Genomic DNA, 18,407 nt, shown 5'->3' with positions numbered 1-18,407 from the left:
ATCCACGTCATCACAAACCCGTGTTTATTTGCCCGTGCGTTATTTCCGTCGCGCCTTCAATAGGTAGATATCCATGATCCAGCCATGTTCGGCGCGGGCCTTCGCCCGGGTCTTAAGGATGTTCTGCGCAACCTCATCCAGCGGGCCACTGATCAGAACCTCTTCTTTCATACCCACATAGGCGCCCCACCAGATGTCAAAACCTGCCGTATCAAGGGTTTGGAACGAACATTCGCCATCCAGCATCACCGCAACGTTCGAGGCCGCATCAGGCCAGCCTTCATCCCGGATACGACGACCGGTTGTAACAACGTAAGGTGCGCCCAGATCATTGATCGGAATCGCATGGGCAGCGGTCAGCGCCTGCAACGCGGTGATGCCGGGGATAACCTTGGTATTTGGTTGCGGGTTCAATCGTGCAGCGATGCGCAGTGAGCTGTCATAGAGGGACGGATCCCCCCAGATCAGCAACGCGACATGCTGCGCCTTTGGGTGCGCGGCAATGGCCGCTTGCCAGCGCAGGGCGATGGTGTCGTGCCATTCATCGACACCGCGCAGGTAGCCATCGTCGGCCCGGCGCTGGGGAATATCGAAATAGGCGATCTGTGGCGGCGTTTCGGCGACACGCTCGATGATCGCTTCACGCAGCCCGGCCAGATCAGCCTTGTTTTCCCCTTTGCGCGGAATCAGGATCAAATCCGCCGCCCGGATGGCTTGCGCGCCTTGAAACGTTACATGATCCGGATTGCCGGTGCCGATGCCGATCAAGCTCAGATCAATCATCGTCGAACTCCGCCAGCGGACCATAAAGGATCAGCGCCGGTGCTTTGCCAATCTCGGTTTTCAGCTGTTCTGCGAGCGCGCCAATCGTGGCGCGTTGCAGTTTTTGGTCGGGAGTCGAGACGGATTCGGCCATAAGCGCCGGAGTATCCAAAGGCAAACCTTGGGCGTGCAGCGTATCGACCAGCAGGGGAAAGGTGCGCTTGCCCATGAAAACGACGGTCGTGGCCTGCGGATCGGCCAGCGCTTTCAGGTTCAGGTCGCCGGGTAGATCACCACTGACGTCATGGCCCGTCACGAACTGAACCCGTCGGGCCGTGAGCCTGCGCGTCAATGGAATGCCAGCGGCTGCTGCCGCTGCTATTGCCGAGGGGACGCCGGGAATGATCTCATAGGCGATACCGGCTGCGCGCAGGGCGACAAGCTCTTCCTCAAGCCGTCCGAACATACCGCCGTCGCCGGACTTCAGGCGCACCACATGCTGACCGGACTGCGCGTAATCCACCAGCAGCCGGCTGACATGGTCCTGCTTGGGTGACGGACGACCGGCCCGCTTTCCGACACCAACCAGATCCGCATCGTCGCGCGCATGGCTCAGGATCGGGCCACTGCTGAGATCGTCGAACAAGATCGCGTCGGCTTTTTGCATCCGGTCCACCGCCTTGAGCGTCAGTAGTTCCGGATCACCGGGGCCAGAGCCGATGAAAGAGACAAAGCCGCTCATGCCGACGCCTCCGCAATCAGGTGAAAGAACGTGCCAGTGACATTGCCGCGTAGTGATCCGGTTTGCGGGCCTTCTTCCCCTTCGGCGTCAAACACGCGTGCCAATGGGGCGTCCGGTTGATCCATGATTGAGGAATAGTGGAACTCGTGTCCGCGCAATGCCGATCCTTTGGCAAAGCCGGGCATAGGGGCCAGAAGGGCGGCCTTTCTGTAACCAAGGTTGAACTTGCGCTTCTGATAAGATGTGACAAGGCCCAGCAAGCCGGCCATTTCATGTTGCACGCCGTCCTTGTCGATCAGCGCCTGACCAAGCGCCATGTAGCCGCCGCATTCTCCGTGCACCGGTTTTGTTTCCGCATGTTTACGCAGTCCACTCAGAAAGGTGGTGGCCGCCGCCAATGCTCCGGCATGCAATTCGGGATACCCGCCAGGCAGCCAGACCAGATCGGCATCCGCCGCCGGAGGTTCGTCTGCCAAGGGGGAAAAAGGCAGGATCTCGGCACCCGCATCGTGCCACCCTTGCAAAAGGTGAGGATAGGTAAAGGAAAAGGCGGCATCACGGGCCAGCGCGATCCGCTGGGCCGGGGGCTGCGGCAGCGCGGCTGACGAAGGTCCGCCGGGGCCTGAGGAAGCTGCCCGCTTGATAGCGTCGAGGTCTACATGTTCTCGCAAGAACGCGGCATAGCCTACAATGGCGCTTTCCAGATCGGGGTGTTCAACCGCCTGAATAAGTCCCAGATGCCGCTCTGGCAGGGTCAAATCACCACGGCGGGGCAGCACGCCCAGAACAGGCAGGCCCGCGCGCTCCATTCCCAGACGGGTCAGGCGTTCGTGGCGGGGGCTGGCGCATCGGTTCAGGATAACTCCGGCAAAGGGCAGATCGGGATTGTACATCCTGAACCCCAGCGCTGTTGCCGCCGCTGATTGTGCCTGCCCGCCCACATCCAAGACAAGCACAACGGGCCAGCGCATGCGCAGGGCGGTCTCGGCACTCGAACCGTGCCCAACTTCGCCAGGCTTTGCGACACCGTCGAACAAACCCATCGAGCCCTCGGCCACCACAATGTCAGCGCCTTCGGCCTGAGCAGAAATTGCGCTGAGCAGGGGATCTGCCATGGCCCAGCTGTCCAGATTGAACGAAGCCCGCCCGGCCGCCGCCCGGTGAAAGGCGGGGTCGATATAGTCCGGTCCGCTCTTGAACGGTTGAACGGTCAGGCCATCCTCGGCCAACGCGCGCAAGAGGCCCAGCATGACCGTCGTCTTGCCAGTACCCGAAGAGGGAGCTGAAATCAGAATACCCGGAGGGTTAGTCATCACCATGGCTCCAGGTTGACCAAGGGCTGTCGGCACTTTGCGGGCGATAGCGGCGGTCGTAGTCTCTGGAATAAAGGCAGCTTTCGTCAAAACCCTCACCGGCCAGCGCGGGGCCGACCATGATCAAAGCCGTGCGCGAGATGCTTTCATCCAGCGACCCTTTCAGGGTTTCCAGCGTTGCGCGGATGATCTGTTCATCCGGCCAGCTTGCGCGATAGACAACGGCCACCGGACAATTTGCACCATAAGCCGGGGTCAGGTCTGCAATAACCTTGTCCAGATTGCCGATTGACAGATGAATGGCCAATGTCGCGCCGGTTCGGGCAAAATTCACCAGCGTTTCACCTTCGGGCATGGATGACGCGCGCCCCGGCGTTCGGGTCAGAACCACCGATTGCGCCAATCCCGGCAAGGTTAGTTCGGTGCCCAGGGCCGCTGCGGCGGCGGCAAAGGATGGCACGCCTGGGGTCACACTGACCGGAATGCCCATTTCTTTCAGGCGGCGGATCTGTTCACCCATCGCTGACCAGACTGACAAATCGCCCGAATGCAGCCGCGCCACATCCTGACCTGCTTTATGCGCGACTTCAATCTCGGCCATGATGTGGTCCAGATCCATGGGCGCAGTGTTGACGATTTTTGCGTCTTTGGGGCAATGGCTCAAAATTTCCTCGGGCACCAGCGATCCGGCATAAAGGCACACGGGGCACGAGGCGATGATGTCGCGCCCACGCAATGTCAACAGGTCTGCAGCGCCCGGTCCGGCGCCGATGAAATGAACGGTCATGTTTGTCCTCCGATGGCGATGGCGCAGGTGGCCAGCCGGTCGTCCGAAATGCGTCTGGGTGAAAGCAGCCGCGCGCCGGACCCGGCGGCGGCAAGGGCCGATGCTTCGGCTACGCTGCCGGTGCCATAAGCGGCACGGCTGCGGTTCGAACATGTCAGGGTGCGTTGTCCGGCTAAATCGGCAACCGCCACGAAATGCAGCGGAAGGGCAAGGCTTTCCGCAAAGGCCGCCAGCGCAGAGTGGCCGCTTTTGTCGGCAACCGTCGCTAGAGCTTGGACATCATGGCTGGCTGCTGCCGCGTCATAGGCGGCGCGCAAACTGTCTGTCGTCGCGTCTGATGAAAAGCCCAAACCTGCCACGATCATAGCGTCACGCTCCACTGTACGACCGGATAGGCAGCTTTCCAGCCGCGCCGCGGTCCGAGCGGTGCAGAATGTGCCAGTTCGATCCGCAAAAGGTCTCCGCCTAGGTCTTCGTGCCATCGCGCCAACAGGGCTTCGCTTTCCAGCGTTACCGCATTGGCGACCAACCGGGTGCCAGCGGGCAAGGCGTCGCGAAGCCACGCCAGCAGGCTAGTGCTGAGCCCACCGCCGATGAAAACCACGTCCGGCAGGGGCAATCCGGCCAGCGCTTCGGGTGCGGTACCGTGGACAACTTGTAACCGATCCTGCCCCAGCGCGTCGGCATTGCGACGAATGCGTTCGGCCCTGTCGGCACGGGGTTCGATACTGGTGGCAGTCATGGTCGGGTCGCACATCAGCCATTCGATGCTGATCGAGCCGGTGCCACCGCCAATGTCCCACAGATGCTCACCCCTCTGTGGCGCCAATGCGGACAGGGTCAGCGCCCGGATCGGGCGTTTGGTGATCTGGCCGTCGGTTTCAAAAAGATCATCCGGCTTGCCCGAGGCCTTGGACACTCCCCGCCCAGTGCCGGTCACTTCCAACCCGACGCAGACAGGATGATCGAAGGTTCCCAGCAGAGCTTCGGTCAGGCTCACTGTCTGGACGTTTTCACGCGGGCCGCCGAGGGCCTGCATCACATGCAACGCGCTGTCGGCAAATCCGGTTTCGCTTAGATATGTCGCCAGTTCAGCAACCGCCTTGCCGTCACGCAAAAGTACAATGGCGTGCAGGCCCGCGGCCAGATGCGGCCGCAACCGGGTCAAAGGTGCGGCGTGCAGGCCAAAGGTCAGCGTGCTTTCCAAAGGCCAGCCCAGGCGCGCAGCGGCCAGCGAAAACGTGGACTGGCAGGGCAGGGCGGTCCACTCGTTGGCATCGAAGTTACGCGCGATGACGGACCCCGCGCCAAACCAGAACGGATCTCCTGACGCCAGAACCACCGTCTGCCGTCCGCGCAGGCCTTTCAGGATCGGCAATCCCTCCGAGAACGGCACCGGCCATTCGAACCGCTCGGCCTCGTTTTCCGGCAGCAGCGACAGGTGGCGCGGCGGCCCCATGATCACTTCGGCCCGGTCCAGCACTTGACGGCTGGTTGGCGACAGGCCATCAAACCCATCTTCGCCCAATCCCAGAACGGTCAGCCACGGAGATTCAGACATGCCCAAACTCCTGATTCTTGGCGGCACGACCGAGGCCAACGCTCTGGCCAAAGCTGTTGCGGAACAAGGGATTGCGGCTGTGTATTCTTATGCGGGACGGGTGGAAACCCCGCGCTCGCAGCCGTTGCCGGTGCGAGTTGGCGGGTTTGGCGGCCCGGAAGGTCTGGCCTACTACATCCGCGAAAACGCGATCACCCATGTCGTGGATGCGACCCATCCATTTGCCGCGCAGATGAGCCGGAACGCGATTGAGGCGTGTCACACAACGCAGGTTCCACTGGCTGCCTTGACCCGCGCGGCGTGGAAGCCGCAACCCCGCGACGTCTGGCACCGCGTGCCCGATATCTCTGCCGCCGTCGATGCGCTTGCAGGTGATCCGCAGCGTGTGTTTTTGGCTGTCGGACGTATGCACCTTGAAGACTTTGCTGCTCAGCCCCAGCATTACTACCTGCTGCGCCTTGTGGATGAGCCCGACACTTTGCCCTTGCCCAACGCAGAGGTGGTCGTGGCCCGGGGTCCTTTTACAGAAGCTGATGACCGCGCGCTGATGCAGCAACATGGAACGCAACTTGTGGTGTCCAAGAACGCGGGCGGCTCGGGCGCGCGCGCCAAGCTGGACGCAGCGCGGGCGCTGGGTCTGCCAGTGCTTATGATCGACCGCCCTGTTCTGCCCAAGCGGACCGAGCTTTCGACTGTCGCACAGGTTCTGGACTGGCTGTCTCATCCCTGATCCTCGACCGGGGTGAAGCGTGGCGTATAGACGATCGGCGTGCCGTGGCGTTCGATGACCCGGGTGCGCGACGAGCCGACAATGACCACGGTCTGCATATCCGCCATCTCGGGCGTGGCCTCGGCCAGTGTGGAAATCCGGATCGCCTCATCCGCTCGTGACACGGCGCGTGCAAACAGGATCACTCGCTCGGGTTCACATTCTTCGCGCAGGATTTCCATTGTCTTTACAAAGCCTTCCGGGCGAGATTTCGAGCGGGGATTATAGAAGGCCATCGAAAAATCGCCTTGCGCAGCTAAGCGCAGGCGTTTTTCGATCAGCGTCCATGGCTTTAGGTTGTCGCTAAGGTTGATGGCGCAGAAATCATGCCCCATCGGAGCGCCCGCGCGCGCAGATGCGGCCAGCATCGCGGTGATCCCCGGCAGTACATCGATCTGAAGGTCTCGCCATTCCGCGGGGCCATTCTCCAACGCTTCGAACACAGCTGCCGCCATAGCAAACACACCGGGATCGCCCGAGGACACAACAACCACCCGCCTGCCTTCGGCGGCCATTTGCAGCGCGTGTTGCGAGCGGTCGATTTCAACCCGGTTGTCACTGGCGTGCAGGGTCAGGCCGGGGCGGTCGGCCACGCGGGCCACATAAGGGATATAGCCCACTACATCGGTGGCGTCGGCCAAAGCCGCTGTAACTTCAGGGGTGACCAGAGCCTCATCCCCCGGACCAAGGCCTGCGATCTTGACCCAGCCGCTCATGGTCGCCGCCCCTGACCGTGCACAACGATGATCGAGAAATACGGGGTGATCTTCCCGCAGGCTTCGGACAGTTTTGTCACTGTCTGGTTCGGCATTTGCGCATATTCGACAATCCAAGCGCGGTCGTACAACCCCGAGGTTTTCAGTGCGCGTTTTACCTTGTCGATGTTCCGCCCGATTTTCATCACGACCAAAGCATCTGTCTGCGCCATACGTTCAGCCAAAACCTCCTCGGGCAGAGTGCCAACCAGCACGGTCAGCACATCATCGCCCCATGTGATCGGATCGCCCGTAGCCGTCCACGCACCGGACATGCCGGTGATGGCTGGCACAACCTCGACCGGAGCTTCGTCACGCAACCGATTGTAAAGATGCATGAACGAGCCGTAGAAAAACGGATCGCCCTCACACAGGACCACCACATCCTCACCCTGTTCCGACAGCGTCTTCAGGTGTGCTGTGCACTCTTCATAGAACGCGGCCAGCAACTCGTTATAACGCGGATCGGTGACCGGGATCTCGGTGGTCACAGGGTATTCCATCGGGAATTCAATCGCGCCTTCGGGGATCATCCCGTTGACGATTTTGCGGGCCTGACCGCTGCGACCCGGTTTGCGAAAGAATGCCACATGCTTGGCGTTGCGCAGCAGGCGATCAGCCCGGACGCTCATCAGATCCGGATCGCCGGGGCCAAGGCCCACACCGTATATGGTGCCCATCTTCATTCTGCTCGGCTTGCAATGGCGTTGATGGCCGCCACGGTGATGGCGCTGCCGCCCAGACGACCTTTGACAATGCAGGACGGCACCGGTTGCGCCTGCCATAGCGCATCTTTGGATTCCATCGCTCCGACAAATCCGACCGGGCAGCCGATGATCGCGGCAGGGCGCGGGCAATCCGGGTCTTCCAGCATGTTCAGCAAATGAAACAGCGCGGTGGGCGCATTGCCGATGGCGACCAGCGCGCCCTCCAGATGCGGCCGCCACAATTCCAGCGCAGCGGCGGAACGGGTGTTGCTCATCTCGGCGGCCAGGGGACGCACGCGTTCGTCGTGCAGGGTGCAGATTACCTCGTTGTCGGCAGGAAGACGGAAGCGGGTCACACCTTCGCTGACCATGCGCGCGTCACACAGGATCGCCGCGCCGTTTTCCAGCGCCGTGCGTGCGGTCTGCACAAACCCGGGTGAGAAATGTACAAACTCCTCCAGCCCGACCATGCCGGCGGCGTGGATCATCCGAACGGCGACCTGCTCTTCATCGGCATCAAAGCGGGTCAGATCAGCCTCGGACCGGATGGTGGCAAAGCTTTCCTTGTAGATCGCCGCGCCATCAGTTTCGTAAGTGTAGGGCATCAGGTGAAGTCCATAGTCATGAGTGTTTTCGGGTCGAGCCCGCGTTGGCTGGGCTCATCCCCCGCGCGGCCCTGTTTGACAAGATCAAATCGCCCGTTGTTGCCGACCACAGTGATGTCGGCCGGGCCCATATGGGCGCATCCCTTGGCGCAGCCCGAGACATGCAGGCGACCGGGAATGCGCCGGGCCAATGCACGGGCGATGTCGCGCGTTTCCACCTGCGCTTGCGGGCAGAACGGCGCGCCGGGGCAGGCGTCGGTTGTCATCATCGGATCGGCTCCGTCAGTGACAAAATCCGGGGCGGGTATCGCCGCCCCGCCTTCCAGCAGGATCAGTCGCCACGGGGTGACACGCAAGGCAGAAGCGCCGCTGGCTTCGATCAGTTCACAAAGCTTGCGCGCAGGCAGCGAGCCGAATGCCGCGCCGTATAGAGCACCCAGTTCACAGGGGCCGGGTTGCAGTTTTTCACCGACAGGACCGGGGGCAAATCCCTGCCATTCCTGTGGCAGTGCGTGGGTGACCCGCGCCATGCGACGTGTCTCGGCCGTATAGGTCTGGGCAAACCATCGGGCCAGCGCGATCACGTGGTTAATGGCGTCATCCTCGGTCACACATCGCCCGGTTTTGCAGCCGTCGGCGCGCAGGATCAGACCGTCGGCACCCAGTTCCAGACGAATATCTGCGGAATCTGAGGCTAACAGGCGCTTCGGGCCTGTATCTATGGCAAATCCAAACTTAGCGGGCAGAGCAGGCAATTCGGCCAGTCGATCAATCAACTCCAGTGTCAGCCGCGCGGTCAAATCGCCCGCCTGATAGAGCGGAGTGACCAGAATATTGCGGCGTACTTCGATGCCGGGTTCCGTATCAAGCAAGTTCAGCGCTGCAAGTTCCACAAGCAACGGCTGGTGGTCGCGCTCATCCACGCCGCGCAGTTGCAGGTTGGCACGATTGGTCAGGTCAATGGTGCCGTTGCCGAACCGTTCAGCCAGTTCGCACAAACCAATAGCCTGCCTGGCACTCAGTCGCGCCAGACGCGGACGGACCCGCACGACCAGCCCGTCGCCTGACATCATCGGGCGATGTGCGCCAGGGCACCAGCCTTGAACGATAGGTGCACTCATCCCAAACCCTCCAAGTCGGCACGGATCGAATTCCGGCGTGTGTTCCAAAGCCCCGCTTCCAGCAATGCACGGAACCTGTCTTGCATGGCCTGATGGGCCTTCGGGTTGGCCTCTTGCAGAAAGGCATCAACGGCCTCATTGCCCAATGTGGCTTCGTGGTAGAGATCAAATAGATGCGGAGCGACGGTTCCGGACAGATGCGCAAAAGAGGCCATGTGATCCAGCGTCGCAGCAATCTCGGCGGCGCCGCGAAAACCATGGCGCTGCATCCCCGCAATCCAGCCGGGGTTGGCAGCACGGGCATGAACGACGCGGCTGATTTCTTCCGGCAGAGTCCGGGCGCGCGGATTATCGGGGTTGGTGTTGTCCAGATGGTAAAGCTGCGCGGATCCGCCGACGAATTTCTTGGCGGCGGCAAAACCGGCCTCATGCGTGGCATAATCGTTGGCCAGCAGCAGGTCAGTTTCCGTCAGATCCTGGAGGTGAACAAAACTGTCGGCATTGGCGACACGATCCGTGATTCCCTCTTTGTCTTGCGCAATGTGCTCACCTTCCAGCGCGTACGAGCTGGCCTCCAGCCATGCCTCCCCGGCTTGGGTGCGCGCTTCGTCCGTATAGGTCTCGGACAGATGGGTCATGTTCAGGCCGTAACTGCCGGGTGCCGGGCCAAACACCCGCGCAGCCGGGGCGTGACTGGCATAGGGGTTCCAGTCGGTCGCTTCATCACGCTCTGACAAAGCCCGGACCGCCTGACCATAAAGGGCTGACAACGTAGGGAACACATCGCGAAACAAGCCTGAAACCCGCAGGGTGACGTCCAGGCGCGGGCGGCTCAGGTCGGTGATGGGCAGCACTTCGATACCCGAAACCCGCTCGGACCCCTTGTCCCAAACAGGCTTTACACCCAGCAGGTGCAGGGCCATGGCGAATTCTTCGCCCGCCGTGCGCATGGTGGCCGATCCCCACAGATCGACAATCAGCCCTTTCGGGTAATCGCCTTCCTCCTGCAAGTGCCGCCGTACCAGTTCCTCGGCCAGTTTCACACCTTGCGCGTAGGCTGCGCGGGTGGGCACAGACCGAGGATCGGTGGTAAACAGGTTTCGCCCGGTCGGCAGCACGTCAGAGCGGCCCCGATAGGGCGAGCCGGACGGGCCAGCCTCGATCCGCTTGCCGGCCAGCGCATTGATCAGGGCCTTGCGTTCGGCATGGGCGGATGGGGCTGGGTCGAAACTGCCGGTCACATCCGGGACACGCCCATAGACGTGCAGCCCGTCGCCAAACTGACTTTCCTTGATATCGCAGACAAAGCGGTCGATGCGGGTGATTGCTTCGGCGGTGCTGGTGGCCTGGTCCAGACCCAGATCGTTCTCCAGCCCAATGGCCTGTGCTTCTTCCCGGATATCTTCCTGCAACCGGTCACGGCGTCTGGGGTCAAGGCCGTCCGCGTTTGAAAACTCGTCCAGCAGGGCTTCCAGCCGCACCATCCGATCCGGCGTTCCGCTTTCTTTCATGGGAGGCGGGATGTGGCCCAGAGTCACCGCGCCGATCCGGCGTTTGGCCTGCGCGGCCTCGCCCGGGTCGTTGACGATGAACGGGTAGATCACCGGCAGGTCACGGATCAGCGCCTCGGGCCAGCAGTTTGCCGATAGGGCAACTGATTTGCCGGGCAGCCATTCCAGCGTTCCATGCGCACCGATATGGATCAGCGCATCCGCTCCTAGACCTTTGCGCAGCCACAAATAGAAGGCGACATAAATGTGGCGCGGGGTGCGCAAGAGGTCATGATAGTCGTCATCCCGCAGCTCGGGTGTTCCGCGTTCTGGTTGCAGTGCGACCAGTGCCTTGCCGCGTCGCATAGCCGTGAAGTGAAACGCGCCATGAGCGAAAGTTGGGTCTTGCTCGGGATTGCCCCATACGGTGTGCAGATCGGTGCGCAGGGTCTGGGGTAATTCAGCGAGTGCGCTCAGATAATCCTCAAGCGGCCACGATATCCGGGCGTCCAAGAGTGTGTCGGCAATTGGTTCGCCAGCCGCGATGTTGTAGCCTTCACCGCAAAGATCAGACAACATCGCCTCAGCCGAGGCCAGTGCGTCGAGACCGACCGCATGGGCCATTTGCCAGTCTTTGCCCGGATATGTGGAAAGTACTAATGCGGGAATCTGATCTGCCTTTGGTTTGTCATTCAGGGCAAGCCAGCCCGATACCCGGTCGATGATCGCCTCGATCCGGTCCGGCTCGGCCCGATGCGCAAAACGCGAGTATTCCAGTTGCGGATCGCGCTTGCCCGGCTCTTTGAAGGAGGCAACGCCTGCCGATATTCGCCCGTCCACTTCGGGCAATACCACGTGCATGGCGAGGTCGGCGGGTGACAGGCCGCGTTCCGCCTCGGCCCAGGCCTTGCGTCGCGAGGTGGCGAGGGCGACCTGAAACACCGGCACATCCGCTGCGTCCAGAGGCGACGTGCCGGATGCGCCCTTGCCCGAGAATGAAGTGGCGTTGATGATCGCCGATGGTCTCAGGGCAACGACCTGTTCCCTGAGCCAGTCGGCAGCGACCGGGGCCTTGAGTGAAGGGGCAAACAGACCCACCGCCTGGAGCCCGCGGGCGCGCAGGCTGCGGATCAGGGCCGCGACCGGGGCGGTGTCTGCGGATGTCAGATATGCGCGGTAGAAGGTGACAAGGATGCGTTTCGCATCGTTATCGAACGCGGAATCCACCGGGACGACACCCTGATCCGGGCACCACGCACCGCATTCGGGCAGGGTTTTTGCGCCTATCACTGGCCCGGCATAAAGCCCTGCTGCCAGCGCCATCTGGGCCAATGCGGCCTGCGCGGCGACTTCGCCGCCGGTGTCACACAGATGTGCCAGCCGCCGCAGGGTCGAGAGGGGCAGGGTCGAATACTCATCCAACCGAGTGTCTTCGCGCCCATCCGCCGGTAAAACGGCCAGAGCGATGCCTTTGGCCTGCGCCAGTGCCAGAACCTGTTGCAATCCGTAAGACCAATAGGGCACGCCACCGATCAGACGGATCAGGATGCCCTTTGCGCCTTCAAGTGTCTGTTCAACATAGGTGTCGACGGACAGGGGGTGTTTCAATGCAGCAAGATTGGCCAGCCGCATCGTGGGCATCCGCCCCTCAGGTCCGCCGCCGCGATGCCAGCCCGCCGCGAAAGCACCCAGGTCACTGTCGGAAAAGGACAGCACAACCAGATCAGCCGGGCTTTGGCCCAGATCGGTTGGGGTCTCGGTTTCCTCGAGCCCGTGGCTTTCGCGAAAGACGACGTGCATGACTTACTCGGCAACCTCGGTCACACCCACGAGGATATCACGGATCTCGGCCTCTTTGATGTCGTCATGCTCGGCAATCACGACCAGGCGCGAGCGGCGCTCCTCACCGGGCTCCCACGGGCGGTCGTATTGGTGACGAACCCGTGCGCCGACAGCCTGAACCAGCAGGCGCATCGGTTTGCCTGTGACGGCGGCATAGCCTTTGACGCGCAGAATATTCAGCTCAGATGCCAGACGTTCAATCCTGGCTACCAGTTCCGCCGGGTCGGTCTGTTCCGGCAACTCGACGATGATGCTTTCGAAGTCGTCATGCTCATGATCGTGATGGCCATCGTGATGTGACGGGCGGGCGTCCATGTCATCTTCGGCGGCAGCCTCAAGGCCAAGCACGACACGTACGTCGACGACACCCTCTGCAACCTCGACGACGGGAAGCGGGCGCGGCGCCTCGGCGGCGATAATCTGTTTAGCTTTCGCGACACCTTCGGGACCTGCCAGATCGGGCTTGGTCAGCAGGATGATATCCGCGCACGAGATCTGATCCTCGAACACCTCGGACAAGGGTGTTTCGTGATCAATCGAGTCATCAGCCAGCCTTTGGGCATCCACCGCTTCAACGTTCGGAGCAAAGCGACCGGCGGCCACGGCCTCGGCATCGGCCAGCGCGATCACGCCATCAACAGTGATTTTCGAACGGATATCAGGCCAATCAAATGCTTTCAGCAGCGGTTTGGGCAGTGCAAGGCCGGATGTTTCGATCAGGATGTGATCCGGGCGCGGTTCCAGCGCCATCAGCGCCTCGATGGTCGGGATGAAATCATCAGCCACGGTGCAGCAAATGCAGCCGTTTGCCAGTTCCATGATGTTTTCCGCAGGGCAATCCGGTATCGCGCAGGATTTCAGAATGTCGCCATCAACACCCACATCTCCAAACTCGTTAACAACAATCGCCAGCCGCTTTCCCTGCGGGTTCTGCATCAGATGGCGCACCAGCGTGGTTTTGCCCGAGCCCAGAAAGCCGGTGATCACGGTGACGGGAAGTTTTTCTAGGTTCGACATGATCTCAGCCTCCAATCGGGGGAATGCGCGATGCGCAGTTTTTGCGGAAATGTTCAGGACGGTCGCGCCACTTCACCAGACCATCGTCTGTGGCCAGATACTTGGTCACACCATCGATGATGACATCGACGTGATCGATTTCGTTCAGGTTCTCGTAAACAAAGGTCCAGCGATCCGGCCCGCCCCGAAGAACGATGGAACAGCCCTGATCGCAGTTCGAAAGGCATTCGACAGGTTTCAGAGTGATACCATCTGGCAAGGCAGCCTGTTCCAGGGCCTTGTGCAACAATGTGCCGGGTCGTTCGGCGTCATCCTCGACGGGCAGACCCCGGCGGCAAGTCGTGCAAACCAGTAGCTCTACCGGTGCGGTCTCGGTCATGTCTCTCATCCCCCCAAATCCTCTTCGCGGGGGACGGGGTTTCATGCGGGCACCACGTCTGCACATGGACCCGACACCGGAACACCCCGCCCGGTTTCAACTTCGGGTGTTGGCAGGTCTCCCGGCTTGCGGATGCCAGAGCGGTCGCTCTGTCGGATGTCCCGCCTTCCCGGCACAGGCCAGTGGCATTGGGCATCCTCTCCGGTCACGGTCGCGGGGGCGGCTGCGTTTGGCGGATGAACCGTTGACGCATTCCCTTTTCATCGGCTGTCGCCGACACCAACGACAGGGACATGCGGCACCGCTGACCCGCTTGTCAAGCGGTTCGCGCGCAACAAATAAGCCAAGGTGAAAAAAGCGACCTGTAGGCGTCGTTCGGCGGCATGAAGAACGTGTTCGGTATATGGTCGCATGACGGGAAAACGACGAACTTGGAGATGCGTCATATGAAAGTGGGATTTATCGGTCTGGGTAACGTAGGCGGCAAGCTTTCGGGATCCCTTTTGCGCAACGGCATTGATCTGACTGTGCATGACCTGAACGCGGATCTGGTGGCCGAGTTTGTCGCCAAAGGCGCAAAGGCGGCAGAAGGGCCCGCCCAGTTGATGCGCGATTGCGATGCGGTGATCACCTGTCTGCCGTCTCCGGCAGCATCGGACGCAGTCATGCAGGAGATGTTGCCCGAAGTGGGCCCCGGCAAGATCTGGATGGAGATGTCGACCACGGACGAGGCCGAAGTCAAACACCTGGGTGCCGAAGTCATATCGCGCGGCGGTGCGGCCGTCGATTGCCCGGTTTCTGGCGGGTGCCACCGTGCCGCGACGGGCAATATCTCGATCTTCGCGGGCTGCGACCGGGAAACGTTTGAACGAATTCTGCCGTTCCTGACGACAATGGGCCGCCGGGTTTTGCACACCGGTGAACTGGGCTCGGCGTCGGTGCTGAAAGTGATGACCAACTATCTTGCCACCGCCAACCTGATCACCTGCGCCGAAGCACTGGTTACGGCAAAGGCTGCGGGGATGGATCTGAACACGACCTATGAGGCGATCAAAATCTCGTCCGGCACGTCCTTCGTGCACGAAACCGAAAGTCAGGTCATCCTGAATGGGTCGCGCGATATTTCCTTCACCATGGATCTGGTGAAGAAGGATATCGGTTTGTTTCAGGAGGTCGCCGACCGCGCCGGGGTGCCGCTGGAAATAAATCCGGTGATGATCAACATCTTTAACGATGGTATCGCACGCTATGGCGAACGCGAGCTTTCACCAAATATTATCAAGCGGCTGGAAGAGGCAACTGGTCTGGATATCACTGCCCCGGGCTTCCCAGCCGAAATGACGGATGATGAGCCGGAGGAGCCGGGATACGAGGTTGTGCCACAAGGGCGCGCCTGAACGCCAGGCACATACCAAACCACATCGCGCCCCGTGAACGAGCAGAGGTAGGAAGGTGATCCGAAAAAACACGCCATATCTGGCCCGCAGTTCGACAGAATCGCGGGCCATGAACGTCTGAAAATACCAAGCATCGCAAGCGTGTATTGCGGGGCCAAGTCAGCGATTTGGATGTAGTTGGAGGCGAGTACCGGAATCGAACCGGTGTACACGGATTTGCAATCCGGAAACTTTTGTTGATTTCAAAGGGAAAAATTGTAAACGGACTTGTTTCGTTCAGGGTCACTTTTCAATAGGTTACGAGGCCCAGGTAAACGGTTTTTCACAGGCTCCCACTCGGGCGAAAAGGCAAAGAAAAACCGCTGAGGGGGCGGCCACCCACCTCAACGGCATAGAAGAATATTTCCGTCCCAATACCTACGGCATTTCCGGTCTGACCTCAACCCAATTGGCGGTGAGATCGTGAGTTGGCGCATCGCAAACGAATGCGCCGAGCGCCGCTTTGGCAGCGCCGCGCGCAAGCAGATCATCATGTTCCTGGCTGACAAGGCGAGCGATGACGGCTCGGGCATCTGGTGCTCGAAGGGGACGATCCAGCGCCACACAGAGCTCAGCGAGAGCACTGTGAAGCGCACCATCATCGACTTCCTGCGGGAAGGCATTCTGATCGAGACAGGGCGGCGGCACTGCAAGAACGGCTACACGGTCATTTACCGCATCGTATTGGAGCGCGTGGCCGCGCTCGAACCCACGGCCGAGCCCGACATCGACACGGGGGTCACTGTGAACCCCGTCCAGCCTGAACCCGGTACGGGGTCCACGGTGAACGGGGTACGGGGTTCACGGTGGACCCCAAACCATCCTAAAACCATCCATAAACCACCTACGCGCAGGCGCGAGGCGGCGGAGGAGGAGGTTGAAGATCTTGAATCTGAGAAGATCTTGGCGGCCTATCCCGAGGACAGGGTCCGAGACCGGCGGACCAGTCTGCGCCTGATCGCAGCGGCTGTGAAAGACGCGGTAGAGCCCGATGACCTGCTTCAGGCGGTCAAAGCCTATGCGAAGGAAAGTGAGGGCTTTACGCGCAGCAAGGTCTGTTTCTCGGACAATTGGTTCAAGATGCGCCGGTGGGAGAAGGGGCTGGCCCAGATCCAGGCCGACCGCGAGAAGGCTCGAGCGGCCGAAGCCAAGGGGCGTGCCAGTCTCGCTGAGTGGATCCACGAGCGCCATCCCCTCTGCCGCCATATCACGAACCGGCAGATCGAGGATTTGATCTTGTCAAAGCTGGTGACGCTTGAGCAGGTGCGCGCTGCGGGGTTGCAGGCATGACTTTCGAAGGAAGGCAACGCAATGGTTTCGTTCGAGCAGACGAGTTGTATGAGTGCGGTGAGGTAACCAAGCCATGTTTCGTAATGGTAACCTTAATGCCCTCAATGTTATGCTGAGGAAACATAAATCGTGATGCGAGCCGGGGCGTTGGATCGTCAGGTTAAGCGTGAAAATTGACATTAATGTTTTATCAGCGTAACATTATATCGCTTGGTGTTGCTTGGAGGTTTCATTATGGCTGTTTCGATCAAAATGCCCAGGGCGGCGCGCAAGGAGCTCGTGACACTTGGGGAAAACATTCGCGTTGCGCGACTGCGCCGCAAATTGACCGCTGAGATTGTTGCGCAGCGTGCTGGCACAACGCGGCAGACCATCGCCAAGATCGAAGGCGGGAACCCCGCGGTCAAGATCGGCACTTATGTGGCCGTGCTACAAGCGCTCGGCCTCCTGAAAGGCTGGGGGGACCTCGATGATCCGGTTGGTGAGCAGATGGCGCTGGATGACCTCCCGCAGCGTGCGAGACTGAAAAATGGTTGAGGTCTGGATCGACTGGAAAGGGTTGAAACAGGTCGGCACGCTCCACCGCACAGCGGGGCGCGGCCGAGAGCGGGTGTCTTTTACCTATCATGACGACTGGCTTGGCGACGAAAATGCCTTCGGGCTTTCGCCGGACATGCCTCTCGTCAGAGGGCAATTCGTGCCGGAAACGGGGCAGGATATGCTTGCGCCACTCGGGGATTCTGCCCCCGACACCTGGGGCAGAACGGTGATGCGGCGCTATGAGGGGCGCATGGCAGAGGCCGAAGGGCGACGTCCGAGAGTGCTGCAAGAAACCGACTACCTGCTTGGGGTGAATGATGAGACCCGTTTGGGTGCGCTGCGTTTCAAGGTTGAAGGAGTGTTTCAAGCCCGCGAGGGCATTGGCGTACCTGCGCTGGTGAGCCTCGGAGATTTGCTTCATGCGTCTCAGCGCGTTCTGCGCGGGGAGGAGACCGCTGAGGACCTCAAAATGCTGTTTGCTCCGGGAAGCTCGCTAGGTGGCGCACGGCCGAAGGCCAGCATCCTTGACCAGCACGGCCGTCTTTCTGTCGCCAAGTTCCCGAAAGAGACGGACACTTATTGCGTAGAACGCTGGGAAGCCATCGCACTGGAGCTCGCAAGGCGCGCCGGAATCACGGTTTCTGATCACACGCTTGAGATGGCTGGCGACAAGCCTGTTTTCCTGTCCCATCGGTTTGACCGGAACGAGGACGGCAGGATCCCGTTCATCTCAGCTATGGCGATGCTGGGCGGCAAGGATGGCGAAAGCTACAGCTATTTGGACCTGGCCGATATCATCACCTCAGAAAGCGTCACACCCGATCAAGACCGAGAGGAGCTCTACCGGCGGGTTGCCTTTTCCATTCTCGTGACGAACCTCGATGACCATATGCGCAATCACGGATTTCTGCGTGGGCGGGGCGGATGGCACCTCTCACCAGCCTACGACATCAACCCCGTGCCGAACCAGCCGCGTGTGCTAAAGAGCTATGTCGACGATGACAACCCGGATGCCAGTATCGCCCTGCACCGCGCGCAACATGACTCCTATCTTCTCGAACGCGGCGAGGCAGATCGCATCATTGCCGAGGTGGCCGAAGCGACTATTGCTTGGCGTGACGTTGCTCGGGCTTTGGGGGCTCCGGAGCGAGAGATCAGGGAGATGGCAACAGCCTTCGAGCACGAGGAAGCGGATCTGGCGCGCGCGTGAACTGGGGCCGCTGTTGAATTGGATTGACCGAAAGCCGTTTGGCTGCAGCGAGATTTTGAGGTCCTTGGCCATTCTGATGCG

The 18,407-nt window shown here is 60.8% G+C and carries 18 protein-coding genes and 1 riboswitch; of the genes, 5 read left to right on the top strand and 13 right to left on the bottom strand.

Going from position 1 to position 18,407, the window contains the following annotated elements:
• Positions 1-39: 39 nt before the first annotated feature.
• Genes cobF through cbiE form a run of 6 tightly spaced genes read right to left on the bottom strand, consistent with a single transcriptional unit; the run spans position 40 to position 5,165 of the window.
• Positions 40-783, bottom strand: coding sequence for a precorrin-6A synthase (deacetylating) (cobF, locus tag I9182_RS05300; RefSeq protein ID WP_209597032.1), 744 nt, complete (start codon positions 781-783; stop codon positions 40-42).
• A complete protein-coding gene (gene cobA / locus I9182_RS05295; RefSeq protein ID WP_209503309.1) occupies positions 776-1,504 on the bottom strand; it encodes a uroporphyrinogen-III C-methyltransferase in 729 nt (242 codons plus the stop codon). The genes cobF and cobA overlap by 8 nt, the downstream gene beginning before the upstream one ends.
• Positions 1,501-2,823, bottom strand: coding sequence for a cobyrinate a,c-diamide synthase (locus I9182_RS05290; RefSeq protein WP_209597030.1), 1,323 nt, complete (start codon positions 2,821-2,823; stop codon positions 1,501-1,503). The genes cobA and I9182_RS05290 overlap by 4 nt, the downstream gene beginning before the upstream one ends.
• On the bottom strand, positions 2,810-3,604 hold the full coding sequence (gene cobM / locus I9182_RS05285) for a precorrin-4 C(11)-methyltransferase (RefSeq protein ID WP_209597028.1): 795 nt from the start codon (positions 3,602-3,604) through the stop codon (positions 2,810-2,812). Before cobM ends, I9182_RS05290 begins: the two co-directional genes overlap by 14 nt.
• Complete coding sequence (locus tag I9182_RS05280; protein WP_209597571.1) at positions 3,601-3,969, bottom strand: cobalamin biosynthesis protein; 369 nt, start codon at positions 3,967-3,969, stop codon at positions 3,601-3,603. Before I9182_RS05280 ends, cobM begins: the two co-directional genes overlap by 4 nt.
• Positions 3,966-5,165: a precorrin-6y C5,15-methyltransferase (decarboxylating) subunit CbiE gene (gene cbiE / locus I9182_RS05275; RefSeq protein WP_209597026.1), complete on the bottom strand. Its 1,200-nt coding sequence runs from the start codon at positions 5,163-5,165 to the stop codon at positions 3,966-3,968. The genes I9182_RS05280 and cbiE overlap by 4 nt, the downstream gene beginning before the upstream one ends.
• Between cbiE and I9182_RS05270 the strand changes: the two genes are divergently transcribed.
• Positions 5,164-5,895, top strand: coding sequence for a cobalt-precorrin-6A reductase (locus I9182_RS05270; protein WP_209597024.1), 732 nt, complete (start codon positions 5,164-5,166; stop codon positions 5,893-5,895). The two genes, cbiE and I9182_RS05270, sit on opposite strands and share 2 nt — an antisense overlap.
• Here the strand turns inward: I9182_RS05270 and cobJ are convergent.
• Genes cobJ through I9182_RS05235 form a run of 7 tightly spaced genes read right to left on the bottom strand, consistent with a single transcriptional unit; the run spans position 5,886 to position 13,850 of the window.
• A complete protein-coding gene (gene cobJ / locus I9182_RS05265; RefSeq protein WP_209597022.1) occupies positions 5,886-6,650 on the bottom strand; it encodes a precorrin-3B C(17)-methyltransferase in 765 nt (254 codons plus the stop codon). The two genes, I9182_RS05270 and cobJ, sit on opposite strands and share 10 nt — an antisense overlap.
• Complete coding sequence (locus I9182_RS05260) at positions 6,647-7,375, bottom strand: precorrin-2 C(20)-methyltransferase (protein ID WP_209597020.1); 729 nt, start codon at positions 7,373-7,375, stop codon at positions 6,647-6,649. Before I9182_RS05260 ends, cobJ begins: the two co-directional genes overlap by 4 nt.
• On the bottom strand, positions 7,372-8,001 hold the full coding sequence (locus tag I9182_RS05255) for a precorrin-8X methylmutase (RefSeq protein WP_209597018.1): 630 nt from the start codon (positions 7,999-8,001) through the stop codon (positions 7,372-7,374). Before I9182_RS05255 ends, I9182_RS05260 begins: the two co-directional genes overlap by 4 nt.
• Positions 8,001-9,122 carry a cobalamin biosynthesis protein CobG gene (locus tag I9182_RS05250; protein WP_209597016.1) on the bottom strand — a complete coding sequence of 374 codons (1,122 nt, stop codon included), beginning with the start codon at positions 9,120-9,122 and terminating at the stop codon, positions 8,001-8,003. Before I9182_RS05250 ends, I9182_RS05255 begins: the two co-directional genes overlap by 1 nt.
• On the bottom strand, positions 9,119-12,412 hold the full coding sequence (cobN, locus tag I9182_RS05245; protein WP_209597015.1) for a cobaltochelatase subunit CobN: 3,294 nt from the start codon (positions 12,410-12,412) through the stop codon (positions 9,119-9,121). The genes I9182_RS05250 and cobN overlap by 4 nt, the downstream gene beginning before the upstream one ends.
• A 3-nt stretch (positions 12,413-12,415) precedes the next feature.
• Positions 12,416-13,471, bottom strand: coding sequence for a cobalamin biosynthesis protein CobW (gene cobW, locus I9182_RS05240; RefSeq protein ID WP_209597013.1), 1,056 nt, complete (start codon positions 13,469-13,471; stop codon positions 12,416-12,418).
• 4 nt (positions 13,472-13,475) lie between these two features.
• Positions 13,476-13,850, bottom strand: a complete 375-nt coding sequence (locus tag I9182_RS05235; protein ID WP_209597011.1) for a DUF1636 domain-containing protein — start codon at positions 13,848-13,850, stop codon at positions 13,476-13,478.
• Between the two features lie 93 nt (positions 13,851-13,943).
• Positions 13,944-14,149: riboswitch (cobalamin riboswitch) on the bottom strand.
• Positions 14,150-14,233: 84 nt separating this feature from the next.
• Between I9182_RS05235 and I9182_RS05230 the strand changes: the two genes are divergently transcribed.
• The 4 genes from I9182_RS05230 (at position 14,234) to I9182_RS05215 (ending at position 18,326) form a co-directional block, all read left to right on the top strand.
• The gene (locus I9182_RS05230; protein WP_280922663.1) at positions 14,234-15,247 is read left to right on the top strand and encodes an NAD(P)-dependent oxidoreductase; all 1,014 of its coding nucleotides are present in this window, start codon (positions 14,234-14,236) and stop codon (positions 15,245-15,247) included.
• 462 nt (positions 15,248-15,709) lie between these two features.
• Positions 15,710-16,576 carry a hypothetical protein gene (locus I9182_RS05225; protein WP_209597009.1) on the top strand — a complete coding sequence of 289 codons (867 nt, stop codon included), beginning with the start codon at positions 15,710-15,712 and terminating at the stop codon, positions 16,574-16,576.
• A gap of 234 nt (positions 16,577-16,810) precedes the next feature.
• Positions 16,811-17,113 (top strand): helix-turn-helix transcriptional regulator, encoded by a 303-nt coding sequence (locus I9182_RS05220; protein WP_209597007.1) that lies wholly within the window; start codon positions 16,811-16,813, stop codon positions 17,111-17,113.
• Positions 17,106-18,326: a type II toxin-antitoxin system HipA family toxin gene (locus I9182_RS05215; RefSeq protein ID WP_209597005.1), complete on the top strand. Its 1,221-nt coding sequence runs from the start codon at positions 17,106-17,108 to the stop codon at positions 18,324-18,326. Before I9182_RS05220 ends, I9182_RS05215 begins: the two co-directional genes overlap by 8 nt.
• Positions 18,327-18,407 lie beyond the last annotated feature (81 nt).

The organism is Ruegeria sp. HKCCSP351 (genome assembly GCF_017872535.1).
Lineage (GTDB): Bacteria > Pseudomonadota > Alphaproteobacteria > Rhodobacterales > Rhodobacteraceae > Ruegeria.
The sequence above is the reverse complement of the archived record's forward strand: the minus strand, read 5'-3'. Positions and strand labels throughout refer to the sequence as shown.